Origin of the sequence: Oleiharenicola lentus, assembly GCF_004118375.1 — a bacterium.
GTDB classification, from domain to species: Bacteria; Verrucomicrobiota; Verrucomicrobiia; order Opitutales; family Opitutaceae; genus Lacunisphaera; species Lacunisphaera lenta.
Map to the genome: position 1 here is coordinate 1 of NZ_SDHX01000002.1, position 16,778 is coordinate 16,778.

13 protein-coding genes are annotated in these 16,778 nt (G+C 65.3%); 6 read left to right on the forward strand and 7 right to left on the reverse strand.

The genetic code is table 11. The annotated features are described in order from the left end of the window. The 6 genes from ESB00_RS13685 to ESB00_RS13710 all read left to right on the forward strand — a co-directional run. A partial coding sequence (locus ESB00_RS13685) for a beta strand repeat-containing protein (RefSeq protein ID WP_129048361.1) occupies positions 1-1,456 on the forward strand: 1,456 nt, incomplete at its 5' end. Between the two features lie 83 nt (positions 1,457-1,539). After that, positions 1,540-2,703: a tRNA preQ1(34) S-adenosylmethionine ribosyltransferase-isomerase QueA gene (gene queA / locus ESB00_RS13690; protein ID WP_129048362.1), complete on the forward strand. Its 1,164-nt coding sequence runs from the start codon at positions 1,540-1,542 to the stop codon at positions 2,701-2,703. Between the two features lie 64 nt (positions 2,704-2,767). Then, positions 2,768-3,070, forward strand: a complete 303-nt coding sequence (locus ESB00_RS13695; RefSeq protein ID WP_129048363.1) for a hypothetical protein — start codon at positions 2,768-2,770, stop codon at positions 3,068-3,070. Then, positions 3,067-3,684 carry a YceI family protein gene (locus tag ESB00_RS13700; protein WP_129048364.1) on the forward strand — a complete coding sequence of 206 codons (618 nt, stop codon included), beginning with the start codon at positions 3,067-3,069 and terminating at the stop codon, positions 3,682-3,684. The genes ESB00_RS13695 and ESB00_RS13700 overlap by 4 nt, the downstream gene beginning before the upstream one ends. A 105-nt stretch (positions 3,685-3,789) precedes the next feature. Next, entirely contained in the window at positions 3,790-4,149 is a 360-nt protein-coding gene (locus ESB00_RS13705) for a tetratricopeptide repeat protein (RefSeq protein ID WP_129048365.1), read from the forward strand. Positions 4,150-4,277: 128 nt separating this feature from the next. After that, entirely contained in the window at positions 4,278-5,255 is a 978-nt protein-coding gene (locus ESB00_RS13710; RefSeq protein ID WP_129048366.1) for an acetyl-CoA carboxylase carboxyltransferase subunit alpha, read from the forward strand. Between the two features lie 51 nt (positions 5,256-5,306). On the opposite strand, the gene ESB00_RS13715 is transcribed toward ESB00_RS13710, so the two are convergent. The 7 genes from ESB00_RS13715 to ESB00_RS13745 all read right to left on the reverse strand — a co-directional run bounded on the left by ESB00_RS13715 (position 5,307) and on the right by ESB00_RS13745 (position 16,707). Next, entirely contained in the window at positions 5,307-6,275 is a 969-nt protein-coding gene (locus ESB00_RS13715; protein WP_129048367.1) for a sugar phosphate isomerase/epimerase family protein, read from the reverse strand. A 114-nt stretch (positions 6,276-6,389) separates the two neighbouring features. Further along, positions 6,390-7,700: a glycoside hydrolase 5 family protein gene (locus ESB00_RS13720; RefSeq protein WP_129048368.1), complete on the reverse strand. Its 1,311-nt coding sequence runs from the start codon at positions 7,698-7,700 to the stop codon at positions 6,390-6,392. Further along, on the reverse strand, positions 7,697-8,335 hold the full coding sequence (locus tag ESB00_RS13725) for a DUF1349 domain-containing protein (RefSeq protein WP_129048369.1): 639 nt from the start codon (positions 8,333-8,335) through the stop codon (positions 7,697-7,699). The genes ESB00_RS13720 and ESB00_RS13725 overlap by 4 nt, the downstream gene beginning before the upstream one ends. Before the next feature lie 25 nt (positions 8,336-8,360). Beyond that, positions 8,361-10,193 carry a glycoside hydrolase family 2 protein gene (locus ESB00_RS13730; RefSeq protein ID WP_129048370.1) on the reverse strand — a complete coding sequence of 611 codons (1,833 nt, stop codon included), beginning with the start codon at positions 10,191-10,193 and terminating at the stop codon, positions 8,361-8,363. A gap of 98 nt (positions 10,194-10,291) precedes the next feature. Then, entirely contained in the window at positions 10,292-13,669 is a 3,378-nt protein-coding gene (locus tag ESB00_RS13735; protein ID WP_129048371.1) for a TonB-dependent receptor plug domain-containing protein, read from the reverse strand. Between the two features lie 108 nt (positions 13,670-13,777). Further along, a complete protein-coding gene (locus ESB00_RS13740; protein WP_129048372.1) occupies positions 13,778-14,416 on the reverse strand; it encodes a response regulator in 639 nt (212 codons plus the stop codon). Positions 14,417-14,487: 71 nt separating this feature from the next. Further along, positions 14,488-16,707, reverse strand: a complete 2,220-nt coding sequence (locus tag ESB00_RS13745) for a sensor histidine kinase (RefSeq protein WP_129048373.1) — start codon at positions 16,705-16,707, stop codon at positions 14,488-14,490. Positions 16,708-16,778 lie beyond the last annotated feature (71 nt).

Consider the following 16,778-nt stretch of genomic DNA (forward strand, 5'->3'; position numbering starts at 1 on the left):
CTTCACCAACCAGGGTTCGCTGACCCACAGCGCCAACAACTCCCACGGCCAGATCTACGCCCCCACCTTCACCAACGAGGGCTCCATCACCGCCCTCAACACCGCGGGTTACACGCTGACCCTGGGCCAGAACACCCAGACCTTCACCAACGCGGTGGGCGGCACCATCACGGCCAACGGCACCAACACCTACGTCGACCTCCAGGGCGTGGACAACAACGGCACCCTGGTCGCCACCAACAACGGCCACCTGCGTTTCGCCGGCACCTTCACCACCGCCGATCTCGGCACCGTCCAGCTCTCCTCCGGCGGCCGCGCCCTGATCTACTCCGGCGGCACCCTCGACAACACCGCCGCCACCTTGAACGCCGTCACCGGCGGCACCTTCGAGCTCTACGGCGGCACCATCACCGGCGGCACCATCAACGCCCTCGGTTTCACCTCCTCCGGCGGCACCGTCAACAACGCCACCTTCAACGGCTCCGTCTCCCTCGCCGCCAGCGCCTCCGCCAATCTGGGTGGCACCATCCTCTTCGACACCACCACCGCCACCTTCGGACTCAACTCCGACCTCACCCTCAACGCCGGGGCCGCCGTCACCTTCAACGCCGCCTCCACCGGCTCGGGCGACCTTTCGCTCGTCTCCTCCGGCGCCGGCGCCTCCTTCACCAACCAGGGTTCGCTGACCCACAGCGCCAACAACTCCCACGGCCAGATCTACGCCCCCACCTTCACCAACGAGGGCTCCATCACCGCCCTCAACACCGCGGGTTACACGCTGCTGACCCTGGGCGCGGCCGGGCAGACGTTTACCAACACCGCCTCGGGCTTGGTGCTCGTGAACAACGCCATCATCGCCCTGAACGCCGGCAGTTCCCTCAACTTCGGCACCATTCAGGTTCAGTCCGGCACCCTTAACGCCGGGTCCGGCCTCTCCAACGAAGCCGGAGGCATATTTAAGGGCGCGGGCACAGTTAGTGGTGATCTCACTCTCGACGGTGGCACGCTGGCGCCCGGTAACTCGATCGGCACGCTCACCTTCACCAACAGCGATTTCAACGTGACCACCGCCTCGACGCTTGAAATAGAACTGAGCGGGGCTACGGCCGACGCCCTGGTGTTCCAAAATCCCACGAGTGCCGTCAACCTCGGCAGCGGCCTGCTGGCGCTGAGCCTTCAGCTGCTCTCCGCGCCCAGCATCGGCAACACCTACGGCATCATCTCCATCGCCTCAGGCGGCAGCGGCATCACGGGCACCTTCGCCGGACTGCCTAGCTCGGGCAGCACCTTCATCAGCAATTTCTCGGGCACGGACTACATCTTCTCGGTCACCTACCTGACCAATAACGTCAATCTGCTGGCCGTGGCCGCCGTGCCCGAGCCGAGCACCTACGCGCTGCTGACCGGTGGTCTCGGTCTCCTGGGCCTGCGCAGGCTGCGCCGCCGGCGCAGCTGAGCAGGCTGGGACCACCCGGCTCCGGTGCGGGCAAGAATCCGCTGGCGTCCCGGCCGCCTTCTCCTGCTCAGTGTAGCCGCCGCGTGAACGCCGACCTCTTCGATTACTCCCTGCCCGAACGCCTGATTGCCCAGCAACCGGCGCAGCGTCGCGACGAGTCGCGCCTGCTCGTGGTGGACCGGAAAAACCGCTCGCTGGCCCACCGCCAATTCCGCGACCTGCCGGAATACCTGCGCGCGGGCGACACCCTCTTCCGCAACAACGCCGCCGTCATCCCCGCCCGCCTGCATGCCGTGCGCCCCACCGGCGGCGCCGTCGAGTGCCTGCTGTTACGTCCGGCGGTGGCCCCCGTTCAGGTTTCAGGTTTCTCTGCCTCGGTTTCGCAGAGCGAGAACCGCGGACAGACACCGGGCGGCCAGCAGTCCGCAACGGCGAAGTCTCAGGTCTCGCAAGAGTGGTGGTGCCTCATTCGCCCCGGCAAAAAACTGCCGGTCGGTGCGAGCTTCGGGCTGGAGCACCAATTCACCGGCACGGTGCTCGAAAAAACCGAGGACGGTCTCGCGCGCGTCTCCTTCACCACGACAGACGGAGACATTCTCGCCGTGGCCAACCGCATCGGCGAGATGCCCCTGCCGCCCTATATTACCGGACACGAGAGCGCCGAGGCACATCGGCTCGACCGCGAGCGCTACCAGACGGTTTACGCCGATCGAGGCCACCAAGTCGCCGCGGCCGCACCGACGGCGGGTCTGCACTTTACGCCGGAGCTGCTCGCCAAAGTGTCCGCGCTGGGCGTGAGCTGCGCCGACCTCACGCTCCACGTCGGCCTCGGCACTTTTCGTCCGATCACGGCCGAACGCATTGAGGACCACGCCATCCACCGTGAGGTCTATGAGATGCCCGTCGTGACGCAGCGCGCGCTGTTCGAAACCAAAGGCCGGCGCATCGCCGTCGGCACGACCTCGGTGCGCAGTATTGAGGACTACCTTTCGAGAACCAACGCACCCTCCACGGATGCCTGGATGGCGGAAGCTTCCATCTTTATCTATCCGCCGCGCTCCTTCCGCGGCGTGGATGCGCTCATCACCAACTTCCATCAGCCGCGTTCCACGCTGCTTTGTCTCGTGTCGTCATTCCTCACCCCGGGCTCCATGGACGGTATAAATTGGCTCAAGGAAATCTACGCCGAGGCCATTGCCCGCGAGTATCGCTTCTTCAGCTACGGCGACGCGATGCTTATCCTTTAATCTACTCATCAGCGTTTTATAAAACTGTTTGCACATTGAAGGATTGTGGCTTTGGTGACACGCCATGAGCCATTCAACGAACGCTTCCAAGCCGGCACCCATGCGTCTGGGCCTGCGGGTGGCCGCCACAGTCCTGCTGCTCGGGGTCGTCGGTTTCTGGGCCGCCAAAGGCGCCCATACTGGCTGGAGCATGAACCAGGTGCCCGTGAAGCAGACCGACGAGATCACCGGTATTGAGTTCGTGACCTACGAAAAACGCTTCGTGCCCGGCATCGAGTTTCTCGGCAGTGGGTCCGGCTTGGCCGCCGGGCTCTTCGTCGTATCGCTTTTGTTCAAACGCAAATCCACCCAAACCACATCCTCATGAAAAAAACCATCATCGCCACCCTGCTCAGCATCGCCGCCGCCGGAATCCTCGCCGCCGCGCCCCAGACCTTCGACTTCAAGGACCCGAAGGGCGTCAACGCGATCCAGTTCCATCTCGACTCCGTGCTCGAGCCCATCTCCGGCACCGCCAGCGGTGTGACCGGCACGGTGACCTTCGATCCGGCCAACCCGGCCGCCACCACCGGCAAGATCGTCGTAGCCACCAATTCGCTCACGGTCTCCAACGCCATGATGACCGATCACCTCCGCGGTGACCGTTGGCTGAATGCCGCGGTGAACCCCGAGATCTCCTTCGAGCTCGGCAAGCTGGAGAACGTGAAGACCACGGGCAACGACACGACCGCCACCGCTGTCGGCAAGCTCTCGATCAAGGGCGTGACCAAGGACATCTCCGTGCCCGTCAAGCTGACCTACCTGGCCGACGCACTCGGTAAGCGCACCAAGCCCGAAAACAAGGGCGACCTGCTCGTCGTCCGCGGGGAATTCACCATCAACCGCAGCGACTACGGCATCATGCCCGGCCAGATGGAGGACAAGGTGAACCCCGAGATCAAGCTGACCCTCGCCATCGTCGGCGGCGCCCCCAAGGCCTAACGGTAGGGGCGGTTGCCCCCAACCGCCCTTTCTCCTCAATCCCCCCAGGACGGTCGCAAGGCCGTCCTTTCTTTTTGCCCGCCGCCTGTGCTACGTTGCTGTCCTGTGACCGAAGACGAAATCCAACACCTGATCGAAGACGCCACCTTCGACTACACGATGGGCGACAACGACGCCGCGCTCGCCAAACTCGCCCGCGCGACCACGGCCGCGCCCGGTTCCTTTCCCGCGTGGCACGCCCTGGCCGAGGTGAATTTCAACCTGCGCCGCTTTGACGAAGCGCTCGTCGCGGCCGAAGCCGCACACAAGCTCCAGCCCGGCGACCTCTTCATCAACACCACCCTCTCCCGCATCTGGATGGAGAAGGGCGACAAGCCCAAGGCCGAGCACTTCGGCGCGCAGGCCAAGATTCAGAGCTGGAAGGACCAGATCAAGAATCCCGACGCGATGAAGGGTGGACTGTAAGCAAAGTCTCAACCTATCTTTCTCCTTTTGTGCTTCTTGTGATTTTTGCGGCCCATGGATTTGAGCGATTTGCCTGACCTACCCACCCGTTGACAGCCTCCGACCCCGCCCCCTACCCTCGCCGTCCCATGGAAAGACCCGCCTACTTGCTCGAGTTTGAGAAGCCTCTCCGCGAACTCGAAAAGCAGCTCGAAACCCTCCACCAGCAGTCGCTGGAGAACAACATCGACATGTCCGCCGAGCTCGGCGCGATCGAGGACAAGATCGATAAGACCCGGAAGGAGATCTACACCAACCTGACTCCGTGGCAGCGCGTGCAGGTCGCGCGTCACCCCAAGCGCCCCTACGCCCTCGACTACGTCTCGGCCCTTTGCACCGACTTCCAGGAACTTCATGGCGACCGCCAGTTCAACGACGACCGCGCCCTGATCGGCGGCACCGCCTTCTTCGAGGGCCGCGCCGTGATGATCGTCGCCCAGCAAAAGGGCCGCGACACCAAGGAGAACATCGTCCGCAACTTCGGCATGCCCCAGCCCGAGGGCTACCGCAAGGCCCTCCGCCTGATGAAGCTCGCCGAGAAGTTCAACCTGCCCGTCCTCACCTTCATTGACACCCCCGGCGCCTACCCCGGCGTCGAATCCGAGGCCCGCCACGTTTCCGAGGCCATCGCTGTCAACCTGCGCGAGATGGCCATGCTCAAGGTGCCGTCCGTCGCCGTCATCGTCGGCGAAGGCGGCTCCGGCGGTGCGCTCGGCATCGGCGTGACCGACCGCGTGCTCATCTTCGAGAACGCCTACTACTCCGTGATCTCGCCCGAAGGCTGCGCCGCCATCCTTTGGAAGGACCGCGCCAACGCCCCCAAGGCCGCCGAAGCCCTCAAGCTGAATGCCGGCTCGCTCAAGGAACTCGGCGTGGTGGACGACGTCATCCCCGAGCCGCTCGGCGGCGCCCACTACGACCCCGCCCAGGCCGCGGCGGCCTTGAAGACGCTGCTGCAAAAGCACCTCAAGGAACTCGTGGACCTCGACACCGACAAGCTCCTCGACCAGCGCTACGATCGCTACCGCGCCCTCGGCGAATACCGCGAAGCCGCGGCCGCCAAGTAAGCGTCGGCATCAGGTCCACCGACGTGTTGATCCGCGACGGTTGCGTCCAACTCAGGCCGTGGCCTCGATCGCCGCGCGCAATTCGGCCAGCATCCGCGGTATCTCCTTGAACGAATCATAGTCCATCCGGCCCATGCGCAGGGTCTCGATCGGCAGGTATCCGCGGTAGCCCGACTGGCGGATGACATTCAGCAGCCTCGGCAGATCGATCCGGGGCGAGGTCATCGTGCTCTGCAGCGTCTCCTTAACCTGCCAGTTCACCGCGAGCGGGGCCACCAGGGCAATGTCGGCATAAGGATCAGCCGTCAGGTACTTGCCAGTGTCAACCAGCGGGGCGCACCACGCGTGGTTGACCCGCCGATGCAGGCTGAGGTGCTCCGGCCCGGTGCTGATGAAGTCGCCATGGTTCTGCACGGCGACAATCACCCCGAACTTCTCGCCGTGCTCGGCGCATTCCTGCAAAGCCTCCGCCACCCAGCCTTCCACGGTCTCGCGCGTCGCGTTGCCGGAGGCCTGCTGCCAGTTTCGGAAAGGCGGCTGCGAATCGGCAAAGGCGCGCACGCAGGGGGCGCCGAGCTTGGCCGCAACCTCGATCCAATTTTTGACCCGCTGCACGCCCGCGGCGCGCACCGCCGCATCCGCGGTCGTGAAATCGTTGCGCACGCCCGTGCCGCTGAGGCCGAGACCCAGATTGAAGGCATGGCGCTTCAGCCGGTAGATGTAGTCGTCGGTCGGCACGCCGGGATAACCGGGGAAGAAGTAACCGGTGACGTCCACACCGTCGAAGCCGTGCTCCGCGCAGAAATCACAGACCTTGAACAGATCGACGCCCTGGCTGGCGTCCTTGGCGTTGGCATTCAGCAGCTCGAGAAACGAAAAGGCGTTGAGGCTGAGCTTCAGGCGAGGCCCACCCGTGCGGATCGTGGGCGCGGCGGCCCCGAGGCTGAGGGCCCCAGCCAGCCCCACGGGCAAGGCGACGGAAGTGGCGAGAAAATGACGTCGGGTAAGAGGAGTGCTCATGGTCGGGGTGGGACAAAGGGCGGTGCAGGTTGATTGCTCCTGGGAAGAACCGATGACGCGAGTGAAGGCGTTACAGATTGTTCAGTTCAACCGGACAGGCGTCGTGGTGCGGTTTCACGGGAACAGCTCTTCTTGCGGAGGCAAGTTGCGCAGGTTCTGGGCGAGCCCGTAGGTGATGGTCCGGAGCACTCGACCCGAGCCATCGAGCAAGTAGAGCCTTGTGCACTGGGCGGGAATTTTCACGGTCACCGCCGCGGGCAAATTCGCATCGGCCTGCCACGGGCCTTCGCCGAGCCGCAGGTTTAGCGTGAGCGTGCGGTCTGCGGCCTGATCTTGGTTCATGACCAGAACGGCGATCCGGTCATCCGTCCGCGCACCGATGAGCTTCACCATTGCATCGGGCGATACCGTTTTCATGAACCGCCCCTTCAGGTAGCGGGACATCATCTGGGTGTGGTAGTAGCTCGAACGCGGGGGAAAATCCGGCGGAAGGCCGAGGAAACCGAAATCCGTTTTCACGGCGTCCGTTTCGTTGAGGCACCACGGCGCCACGGTCAGAGCACCGTATTCCAGACCGATGCCGAACACCTCGGCCAGAAACTGACCGCCGAGAAAAGACGGGTTGCCGAAGCCTTCCACGTCACGGTCGGGATTGGCGTAGGTGACGTTGACCTCGGTCAGGGCCCAGCTCAACCGGGCCTCGCCGGTTCGACCGTGCTTAAGATTCGCCTGCTCTATCAGGGCGACGAGTTGCTTGGCGTCATGGCGGATCTTCTGGCCGCCGGTCACGACCACATCGTGGCGGCTGAATTTCTCCCCGTTGGGATAGCTGTGAAAGCTGAAACCGTCGATCAGCCAGCGGCCCGCGGCATCCTTCCCGGTCAGGTCCAGGCTGCCGCCGCAAAGCGCCTCGTAGGCCGGCAGGCGCAACCAGGCCTCGTCCGAAATCAGGATCTTGATGGAGGGATCCGCGACGCGCAGCGCGGTCGCGATGCGCAACAGGTAGGCCTGCACTTCCGCCAGCGGGGTCGCGTCGTGCAGCATCGGTTCGTTGCCGATGGACCAGTAGCGGATGGGTCGGCGACCCGGGCCGTTGAAATGGGCCACCAAGTCCGCCGCCTGGGCCGCCGTGAAGCTGGCGGGAACCTGTAGCAACGGCTCGGCCCCGATGGCCTGGACCGAATCGACCATGGCCGTCCAACGGACGCGCGAAGGTGGATGGACGTTGTAGGCGTTGCCCCCGATGCGGATCAACTGCACCCCGCTCTCCTTCACCTTAGGCCAGAGAAGGTGCAGGTAACCGGTGCGGTTTTCGTCCCCATCGGCCAGCCAATGGTTCTGGCCGTAGAAGACCGGGCTGATTTCCTGGGCGCCAATCAGGCCCGCGGTGAATAAGCCGAGAAGAAGGAGGCGGGTTGATTTCATAGAGGGTGGTCTGCTCCCGTAGCGATGAGGTTGGCCCGAAGCTGGACTTGGCTGAATACCGCGCGCACCGCTTGGTCGGCATGATGCGCCGTGACGGCCAAGCCTAGGTAAACGTCATGGGGAAACTGTTGGATGTGCCAGCTGAACAGCTTCTCTCCGGCCCGGGTATTGCGGTAAAATCCGCTGATCGTGTCGGCTTCGCGGACCAGCTTGAGCCAGAGATCGGGATACGTGGCAGCAAACTCCGGCTCCAGAGGCAGAGGCTGCGGCGGATAAATTCCGTGACAGGGACTGTCCGCTTTGAGTCGATACTGGAACTCGATCCCGCCGTTGTTGTTGTTCCGCGGCTGATTGTCCCCAAAGGCGAGCAGGAACGCGTGCTCGGCCCCGGGAGCCAGGGAAGTGCGCATCATCAGGCCCGCCTTGGTATAAAGGTCGGCCATGCCGAGGGAAACCAGCCGGGCGCTCAGCTCGAAGTCGCCAGCGACCCGGAGACAGGCGAAATGAAACTCACCCCGGGTGCCCCAGATGTCTACCCCGCCGGCCACGATCTCCACGTCGGCCGGCGTGCGACGGGTTTCGCCCGCCCGCCAGGGACCGCCAATGTCAACCCCGGCAAAGGGTGGATGGTGCATCAGATTAGGCATACGCCGTTTTCACTCAGGGCCGGGCGTATTCCGCAGCCTTGCGCGCATAGTATTCCTGCAACACCGCAAACGCCAGCTTGCGCGTGCCGTTCTCGCCGATGAGGCCCTTGCGGTTCCAGCCGTCCTGGATGTTCGGGAGATGACGCCGCGGGGAGCGAAAATCACAGAGAATCCACGGCGTCATCCCGCGCAGCTGCGGGATCTTCTCCAGCATCGCCAGCGTCTGCCGGTAAAGATCGGCCTGGAACTCCTCGGTGAACCGGGCGCGCCGGTCGCCGTGGAACCCCTGCAGGGCGTCGGCGCCAAATTCGCTGATGATGACCGGCTTGTTGTAATTGATGATCCACTTCGCCTGTGCGCAGTCGTCGGGCATGCCGACATACCAGCCGATGTATTGGTTGAAGCTGACGAGGTCGGTGACCTCGGCGAGCTCGTCCTCGACGATGCTGGTGCGCGGATCATCCGGCGGCGAGTGCCGCTCCATCGCCGCGGAAATCAGGCGCGTCGGATCGAGGGCGCGAGTGTGGGCGACGAGCTTCTTGAGAAACACCGTGCGCGCAGGCGAGATCGGGGTCTCGTTGGCCATGGACCAGATGATGATGCTGGCGCGGTTGCGGTCGCGGGTAACCAGCTCGGTGAGCTGGTTCTCGGCGTTAGCGTAGGTCTCTGGGTTGTCCCAATGGATCGTCCAATAAACCGGCACCTCGGCCCAGAGGAGGATGCCCATCTCGTCAGCGACGCGGGCCATGTGCTCGTTGTGCGGATAATGCGCCAGACGCACGTAGTTGCAGCCCAGTTCCTGCGCCCAGCCGAGCAGCTGCCGGGCATCGGCCGGCGTCGTGGCGCGTCCGCCCCGGAGCGGGTTCTCCTCGTGAAGGCTGATGCCGCGCAGGAAGATCGGTTTGCCGTTCAGCAGGATGTCCGACCCGCGCGTTTCGATGGTGCGAAAGCCAACCTTCTCGGTCAGCCGGTCGGCGCCTGACGAAAGCGTGACCGCGTAAAGTCGGGGTTGCTCGGGCGACCAAAGCTGCGCGCCCTTGAGCTCGAACTCGAAGTTCGCCCGGCCCCTGGCATCCGCCGCGGCCTCGACGCTGATCTTCAGCTCGGGAATCTCCACCTTCACCGGCTGGGCGGAACCGTCCAGCTGCACGAAGCCCCGCACGCGCCGGCCGGCGCCGGGCTGGAGCCGCAGGACGAAATCGCGGATGCAGGTCGCCGGGGTCTCCAGTAGCATCACGTCGCGCGTGAGGCCGCCGTAGTTCCACCAGTCGGTGTTGACCGTGGGCACCGCCTCGGGGCGGCGGGCGTTGTTGACGCGCACGACGAGCGAGTTGCCCGCGGACCGCAGCTTGCCGGTCACCTCAAATTCGAACGGCGTGAATCCGCCGACGTGCCGGCCGAGCTTTGCGCCGTTGAGATAGACGTCGGCCTCGTAGTTGGCCCCGCCGAAGTGGATGAACTGCCGGGCGTCGGCGCTACGCGGCGTGAAATCGAAGAGCCGTCGATACCAGACGGTGCTCTCGTAGTAGAGCAGCTTGTCGTCCTGCGAATTCCAGTCGCCCGGCACGTTGAGCGAGGCGCTGGTGTCGAAATCGTATTCGATCAGCTCGGCGGGCGTGGCCGGCTTCCGGTCGAGGAAGTAGCCGCCGTTGGGCTTGGCCGACGCGTCGAAGCGCTGCAGCCGGTAGTTGACGTAGCCGTTATCGTAGGGATCCACGATGACGTGCCAGCGGCCGTTCAGCGCAAGCGCCTGGCGCCCGGCGGCGTTGATGAGCGGGGTGGCGTGGGCGACCAAACCCGCGAGGGAGGCCAGACCGAGAAGAACCGTACGCAGCAAACGATGCATGGGAGAGGAGAGATAAGGACGGAGGAAGCGTTGGGAGCGGGCCGATGGCGCGGCCGCCCCCAACGCTTCGGGGCACACCTGATTGGTTCAGTTTCCGATCAGAAGTTCAACCGCGCGGAGAGGGTGAAGTTTCGCGGCAGCACGTAGGAATAGAGACCGGGCACGGTGATACGCGCCGGCGAGGAGATGTCGGTCCGCGGACGGAGATAGGTGGCAGACTGGCCGCCGAACGCCGTGCTGTAGATGACATCGTTGTCGTCGAGCAGGTTGTCGATGTTCAGGTCCAGCTGCAGGGTGCGGTTGCTCTGGAGCCTGAACGTGTAGGACAGGCTGCCGACCGTGCGCCACTGCCGGGGCGACATGACGGGGGTCGTCGCGTCCACCGTCGGGTCGTCAATGGCGACCAGCGGGTTGTTGGGATCGACGATCGTGTCGCTGCCGCGGAAGCCAAGGACCATGGGCCCGCGGTAATTCACGCCCAGGCCGACGCGCAACCCCTTGAGGAAACCGCCGCGAAAGCGGTAGTCGCTTGCGATGTTGCCCACCCACTTGCTCAGGCCGGTGATGGACTGGGGCACGCTGACGGTATTGGGGATGACCACGTCCTGCAGGGTGTTCCAGCCGTTGACGGCGGTGGTGACGCGACCGACGTTGATCAGGAGCGGATCGTTGTAGATCGGGTTGATCGAGGCGTTGTTCTGCGCGTCGATGATCACGCCAGCGTCCGCAAGGATGGCGCGGCTCGTGGCGTCCTGCGATGCGAAATACGCGATGATGTCGGGCGACTGGTTGGTATACTGGCCTTCGGACTTGCCGACGTTGAGCATGAGGCGCCAGTTGGGCGTGAGGTTCGCGGTCACGTCGAGCTCAAGGCCGTCCATGTTGCGGGTGCGGGTCGAGTAAACGTTGTCGGGAAACGGAGCGACATCGCGGTTGTTGCGACCACCGGGACTCAGGTCACCGATCACAGGCGCGGCCGCGATCTGGTTGTAGGAATCCTTGAAGTTGAAAGGCATGTTGAACGACTCGCGCGCCTGGAAGGAGGTAAAGCCGCCGATGCTGACGGCGAGACGGCCGTTCGGGAGGGTGAAGCGGATGCCGAAATCGTCGCCTTCCGAGGCGGTCGGCGGGCTCAGCGTGCCGTCCACCTGGGTCTGCGGCGGAGTCAGGCTGAAGGTCCGGCTGCGATTGGCGTAAACCCCGAGCCAGGGCCGGATGTTCACCACGCCGCCCATCGTGAAGGTGTTCACGATCGGAGAGAGCACCGGCGAGTCGAAGTCATCCTGAAAGCGGTCGTTCGCATACTGCGGCTGGGCCAGGTTGACCGAGTTGACGCGGGTGCGCGGGCGGGTCGCCGCGATGATCGCCGGACCTGTGACGACTCCGGCCGCGTTTTTCGGCTGATACATCAGGTTGAAGTAGTCGTCGGGCGCGGGCGGGCGGAAGGTGATGCTGTTGCCATCCCAGCCGGCGACCTCGTCACCGGGCTGGATGACACGGCGGTCCTGCAGCTGGGCGAAGTCGCGGCGGAACGCGCCGATGAGCACGAGCTTGTTCTTGAACAGGTCGAAGTTGCCCGCGGTCTGGAAGAACTTGTATTTGCGCAGGCCGTCGCGGTTGTTGTCCACGCGGCGGGTGTCATACATCCACTTCGGTGTGATGCTCTCGGTCACGCCGGTCACCGGGTTCACGATGGAGAACGGGGTCTCGTCGGCGGGCCGGTAATCCTTGTTCTCCTGGTCGAGGTAGAGGCGGGTATAGACGCCGAACTGGCTGTATTCGTCGTTGTCCACCCAGGCGCGGGCGTCGAGGCCGGTGAAGTTCTGCGCGGCCGTGCCGGCACCGACGCGGGCCGAGGCCAGGGGCAGCAGGAGCGTGCGGGCGCGGGCCTGGTTGCGCTCGATGTTGATGCCGCCCATGAGGCTGAAGTTCATCTTGCCGGTGAACCAGCCCTTGCTGAAGTCACGGCTGTAAACGGCCTGGACGCGGAAGTTCTTCACGTCGTCGTCGCGGATGTTCCGGTATTCCATGAACTCGGTGTAAGGGTGCAGGAAGTTCGGATTCGGCTGGCCGTTAGGCAGCGTCTTCTGGATGTCGATATAGAGTTCCTCGAGACCGCGGCGCACCGCCGTGTTGCCGATCTTGTTGCCCTCGTTCATGTCGCCCGCGATCTCGATGAAGAGGTTGTCGCCGAGCTGGTAGTTGATGTAGGCGGCGAGATCCTTGCCTTCCTCCTCATAAGTCGGGACATCGCTGCTCCAGAGCGGGGTCTGCTCGCGGGTCGGCACGGTGAAGAAAGGCGAGCCGCGCAACGCGGCGGCCCAGCGGTCGGCCGGGATGCCCGTGTAGTCGTCCACCACGGCGGTGTTTTGCAGGCTGAAGCCCGGGGTCCGAATCGGCACGCCGTTGATCCGGCCCGTGTTGGCGAGCGTGCCGTTCTGGCCGAGGGCGTCCGTCGTGTAGAGATTGCCGAAGTTCAGCAGGGTTCCGCCCGGAAAACCGGCATTGGTGACCCAGCGCATCGCGGTGGGCCCGCTGACGCCCGCGGCGGCGCGCTGCGCCTGCGTGAGCGCGACGGCCAGCTGGCCGTCGAAGACTGTCACTCCGTCCCAGCTCGACAAACGGTCGCGCATGGCGGTCAGGGCCTTCGCCTCGCGGCGCTTGCCGATCTCGCCCTCGAGGCGGATGCTGAGCCGGTCGGTGAGGTTATACTTGGCCGCGAGGGCCACGCCCCACTTCTCACTCCATTCGTTCTCGCGCCAGGTTTCGGCCTGCTCCTTTAGGAAGTTGAAACGCACGGCGCCCTTGTCCCCGTGGAACGGATGATTCACGTCGCCGGTGACGCGGACCTTGTTCCAGCTGCCGAACTGCAGGCGGAGGCTCTGCAGTTCCTTGCCGGTGAGCGCCTGCTTGGTGACTGAGTTGAGCGTGCCGCCGATGCCGCCGGCGCCGAAAAGCACGGCGTTGGGCCCGCGGGCGAAGTCCACGCGGTCAAGATTGTAGCTGTCCGGCGTGATGACGTAAGGGAAAAAGTTGCGCGTCGGCGTGTTCACGCCGGAGCCACGCAGCTTCAGCGTGCCCGTGGTGGTCGTGCCGAACGCGCTGCCCGTGCCGTCAGCCACGTCGCTCTGGCTGTTGACGGTCCAGGTCGCCGCTTGCGCGACATCGGTCAGGTTGAAGGCCTCGAGAAACTCAGACGTGATCACGGAATACGCGACCGGCGTATCCTTGAGGGCGGTGGCGATACGGCCGCCGGCCAGCGAGCTGGCGGCGACGAATCCGACGTCATTGCTGCTCGTCACGGTGAAGGGGGAGAGCTCGAGCACCTCGGGGTCCTTCCGGGTGGTCGCCTCCGCGCCCGAGGCGGGATCGGTTTGGGCGGTCAGGGAAACAGCCGTCGCGGCGAGCAGGACCGCCGCGAGGCGGAAGCCGGGCCCTTGGGGCGCCGGCGCAATCGTGGGTATGAGGTGGTTCATGGGGTTAGGGGACGAACGGGGCAGACGGGTCTAAGAACCGCCGCATCCTATACCTTTCCCCAGCCCGCGCTATTACCCGAACGGATAACCGCCCGCGAAACCCGGCGCTCAGGCCTTGAGCAGCCCGCGCTCGAAGCCGCGCGCCACCGCCTCGGCTCGATCCGCCGCCTGCAGCTTGGTGAGCAACGCGCGCACGTGGGCCTTGGCGGTGTTCTCCGACACTCCCATCAGCCGGCCGATCTCGGCGTTGGTGAAGCCCTGCCGCACGAAGCCGAGCGTCTCCAGTTCGCGCCTCGAAATGCTGCCCCCTTGCTGCTCCATCGCCAGATGGGCGGCGACCGCCTGGCCGATCACGTTCCCGCCCGCATGCACCTGCCGGATCGCGGCCATGAGCTCCGCCGGATGGATCGTCTTGGTCACAAAGCCGCACGCGCCCGCGGCAAGGGCGTGCCGCACTTCCTCGGGCGCCTCGGAGGAGGTCAGGATCAGCACCCGCGCCGTGGGAAATTCCTGCCGCAGGCGCTGCAGGGTCTCGACGCCGTCGATGCCGGGCATGCACAGATCCAGCAGCATCACATCCGGCCGGTGCTTGCGCCACAGCTCGACCGCCGCCTCGCCACTGTCACCTTGCGCGACCACCTGCATGCCGGGCTCAAAGCTCAGCACGTTGGCGAGCCCCGCCCGTAACACGACATGGTCGTCCACCAGGATCAGGCGGATGGGTGTGGGCGCGATGGAGCGGGACATGGGGGGAGGCGTAAGTCCAGTGTGCGGATGATCAGTGTGGTCGGCAATGACCCGTTCGGGTAGTCAGGGCCTCAGGCAACGGTCTCATCGTAGGAACGAACGGGCACCTCGAGCCGGATGGTGGTGCCGCGGCCGGGAGCGCTGTCCACGCGCAGCGTGCCCTCGAGCCGCTCGATGCGCTCGCGCATGCCCACCAGCCCGAAATGCCCCTGATTCGCCCCCACCTCTTGCCCGGGGGTGAAGCCCGTGCCGTCATCGCTGATCACAACCGTGATCCAATCGGGACGTTCCGTCGTCTTCGCCTCCAGGGTGATTACGCGTGGCGCGGCGTGCTTGAGGGCGTTGCGCAGCGCCTCCTGCGCGGCGAACACCAGGTTGCCCGCGACAAAGTCGGAAAGATGGGTGAAATCCCCCTCGGTGCGCACCTCGATACGCGCTGCGTGGCCGGCGCCCTCGCGCTCCACCACGGACTGCAATGCCTCCGGAAAACTTTTCCCCTGCATCGGCGGACTGCGCAGCGCCCACACCGAGCTGCGCAGCTCCTGCACGGCGTGCTCGAGGATCCGGCGTGCCACGGCCAGATGGGTGATCGGCTTGCCTGCCCGGTCCGGCAGGGCCGCCTCGGCCTCGCCGGCCCCGATCTGAAAACCGATGCCGCCGAGCGTCTGCAACAGCGTGTCGTGCAGGTTCGCCGCCAACCGGTTGCGCTCGCGCAACGTGGCATGGAACTCGATCGCCGCATTCCGGCGCGCCTGCATCTCCACGGCCAGTTGCTCGGTCTTGCGGCGCACCTGCCGGCGCAATTGCGCCGCCCAGACCAGCGCGGCGCCAAAGGCCACGGCCACCGCCGCCATGGCGGCGAGCAGCCGCTGCGCTGTCCACCAGGACGGTGCCTGCAGCACCCGCACGTCGGCGGCGCTGCGGAGGATCACGTCGAGCCGGTTCGGCCGCAGCGACACCCGGGGCTCGTCCACCGCCGAATATTCGAGCTGCACAATCCCGGTCACCTCCAGTTCGCTGCCCGGCAGCAGGACATCCAGTTCCTGTGCGGGACCGGCCAGCAGAATCGCGCTGAAAATTGCGCCCCCGCGTTGCAACAGCAGCCGGCGCCACGGCTGCCGCGCATCCGCGGCCGCCTGCATGGCCGTCAGGTTGGCGCGAAAGCGCACGAGATGGCCGTCAAAATCGTGGGGCTCCGACATATGCCCCGCATCGAGCGCGGCGTTGTTCAGGTCGATGATGGCCTCCGGGGTGATCGCCACCGCGGCCGGCGCGGTGCCGCCACTAAGCTTGCGCAACCGGGCGCCCGTCAACGTGCCGATCGCACGCGCCATGTCCACGAAGCCCGCGGCCTCCACCCGGTCGCCAATCCGAAATTCCTCCGGTGAGTGGGTTTCCACGCGAACCGCGCCTTTGCCCTCCTGCAGATAGAGAAATCTTCCCGGCAGGGCGTAGGTCACGGTGCCGATCACGCGCAGCCGGTGCGGACCGGTGGGCTCGACCCGGAACGGCAGCAACCGGTCGAGCGGCATGAGCGGAGCGGTGAATGGTTCCGTGGCCGCCCGCTCGACGACAAGTTCCGTGGCCTGGCTGCTGTAGATGCGCGGCATGGTGATCTCGCCCCGGGTGTTAACACGGGTCACGGCCACGCCGGTCACCCGCACCTCTGCGTCAACCAGCGATTCCGGATCTGGCAGCGCCGCCGCCGGGAATTCGACGGTAAAGCGGCCGGGATTGCCGTCGAGGTGGAGCGTCCACCCGTTTTCGGCCTGCTGATAACCTTGCACCACGCCCCGCGCCTCCACCCGCAGTCCGGCCTCGGCTCCGCTGAAAAAGCGGGCGGGATCAATCGGACGGGCCGGCGGCAGGGCCTGCTCGCCGAGGATCTGCATCTTCCGCGGCAGGATGCCCGGCGCATAGGCCCCGGGATCGGTGAGGCCCTCAATTTCCAACACGTGGCCGACCCGGATCGATTTGAGCAAGGCCTCGTCCGCCACCCACAGCCGGCGCTGGCGCGCATCACCCACCAGGATCCAACTGCCTCCGGTCGCATCCTGCACCGTCATCTGGTCGCGGAAGCCACGCCACGTCACCACCCCGTGCACATGGACCGGGTGACCCTTGGCGGCCTCCTCGCGCGACAGCGCCCGGACTTCACCGATGCGCGTGATGGGCCCCGTGGTCGGCACCGGAATCTCGGTCGCGGCCGCGATCACCAGACTGGTCGCGAACAGCAGGAAAGGGCGGAAATTTTTCACCGGCGGGGCGTTGAGCGAGGTGGGGATGATCAAACCAAGAAAGCCTGGGCAGTCCTCAGGAGCATTCGTCCGACGCCTTTGTCGAGTAAACAATGGGCTACATC

Bases quoted from the DNA above. Each gene is read 5' to 3' on its own strand.
- ESB00_RS13710 (WP_129048366.1), top strand. From the start codon at position 4,278: ATGGAAAGACCCGCCTACTTGCTCGAGTTTGAGAAGCCTCTCCGCGAA.
- ESB00_RS13695 (WP_129048363.1), top strand. From the start codon at position 2,768: ATGAGCCATTCAACGAACGCTTCCAAGCCGGCACCCATGCGTCTGGGC.
- ESB00_RS13715 (WP_129048367.1), bottom strand. From the start codon at position 6,275: ATGAGCACTCCTCTTACCCGACGTCATTTTCTCGCCACTTCCGTCGCC.
- ESB00_RS13725 (WP_129048369.1), bottom strand. From the start codon at position 8,335: ATGCACCATCCACCCTTTGCCGGGGTTGACATTGGCGGTCCCTGGCGG.
- ESB00_RS13730 (WP_129048370.1), bottom strand. From the start codon at position 10,193: ATGCATCGTTTGCTGCGTACGGTTCTTCTCGGTCTGGCCTCCCTCGCG.
- ESB00_RS13740 (WP_129048372.1), bottom strand. From the start codon at position 14,416: ATGTCCCGCTCCATCGCGCCCACACCCATCCGCCTGATCCTGGTGGAC.
- ESB00_RS13735 (WP_129048371.1), bottom strand. From the start codon at position 13,669: ATGAACCACCTCATACCCACGATTGCGCCGGCGCCCCAAGGGCCCGGC.
- ESB00_RS13720 (WP_129048368.1), bottom strand. From the start codon at position 7,700: ATGAAATCAACCCGCCTCCTTCTTCTCGGCTTATTCACCGCGGGCCTG.
- ESB00_RS13700 (WP_129048364.1), top strand. From the start codon at position 3,067: ATGAAAAAAACCATCATCGCCACCCTGCTCAGCATCGCCGCCGCCGGA.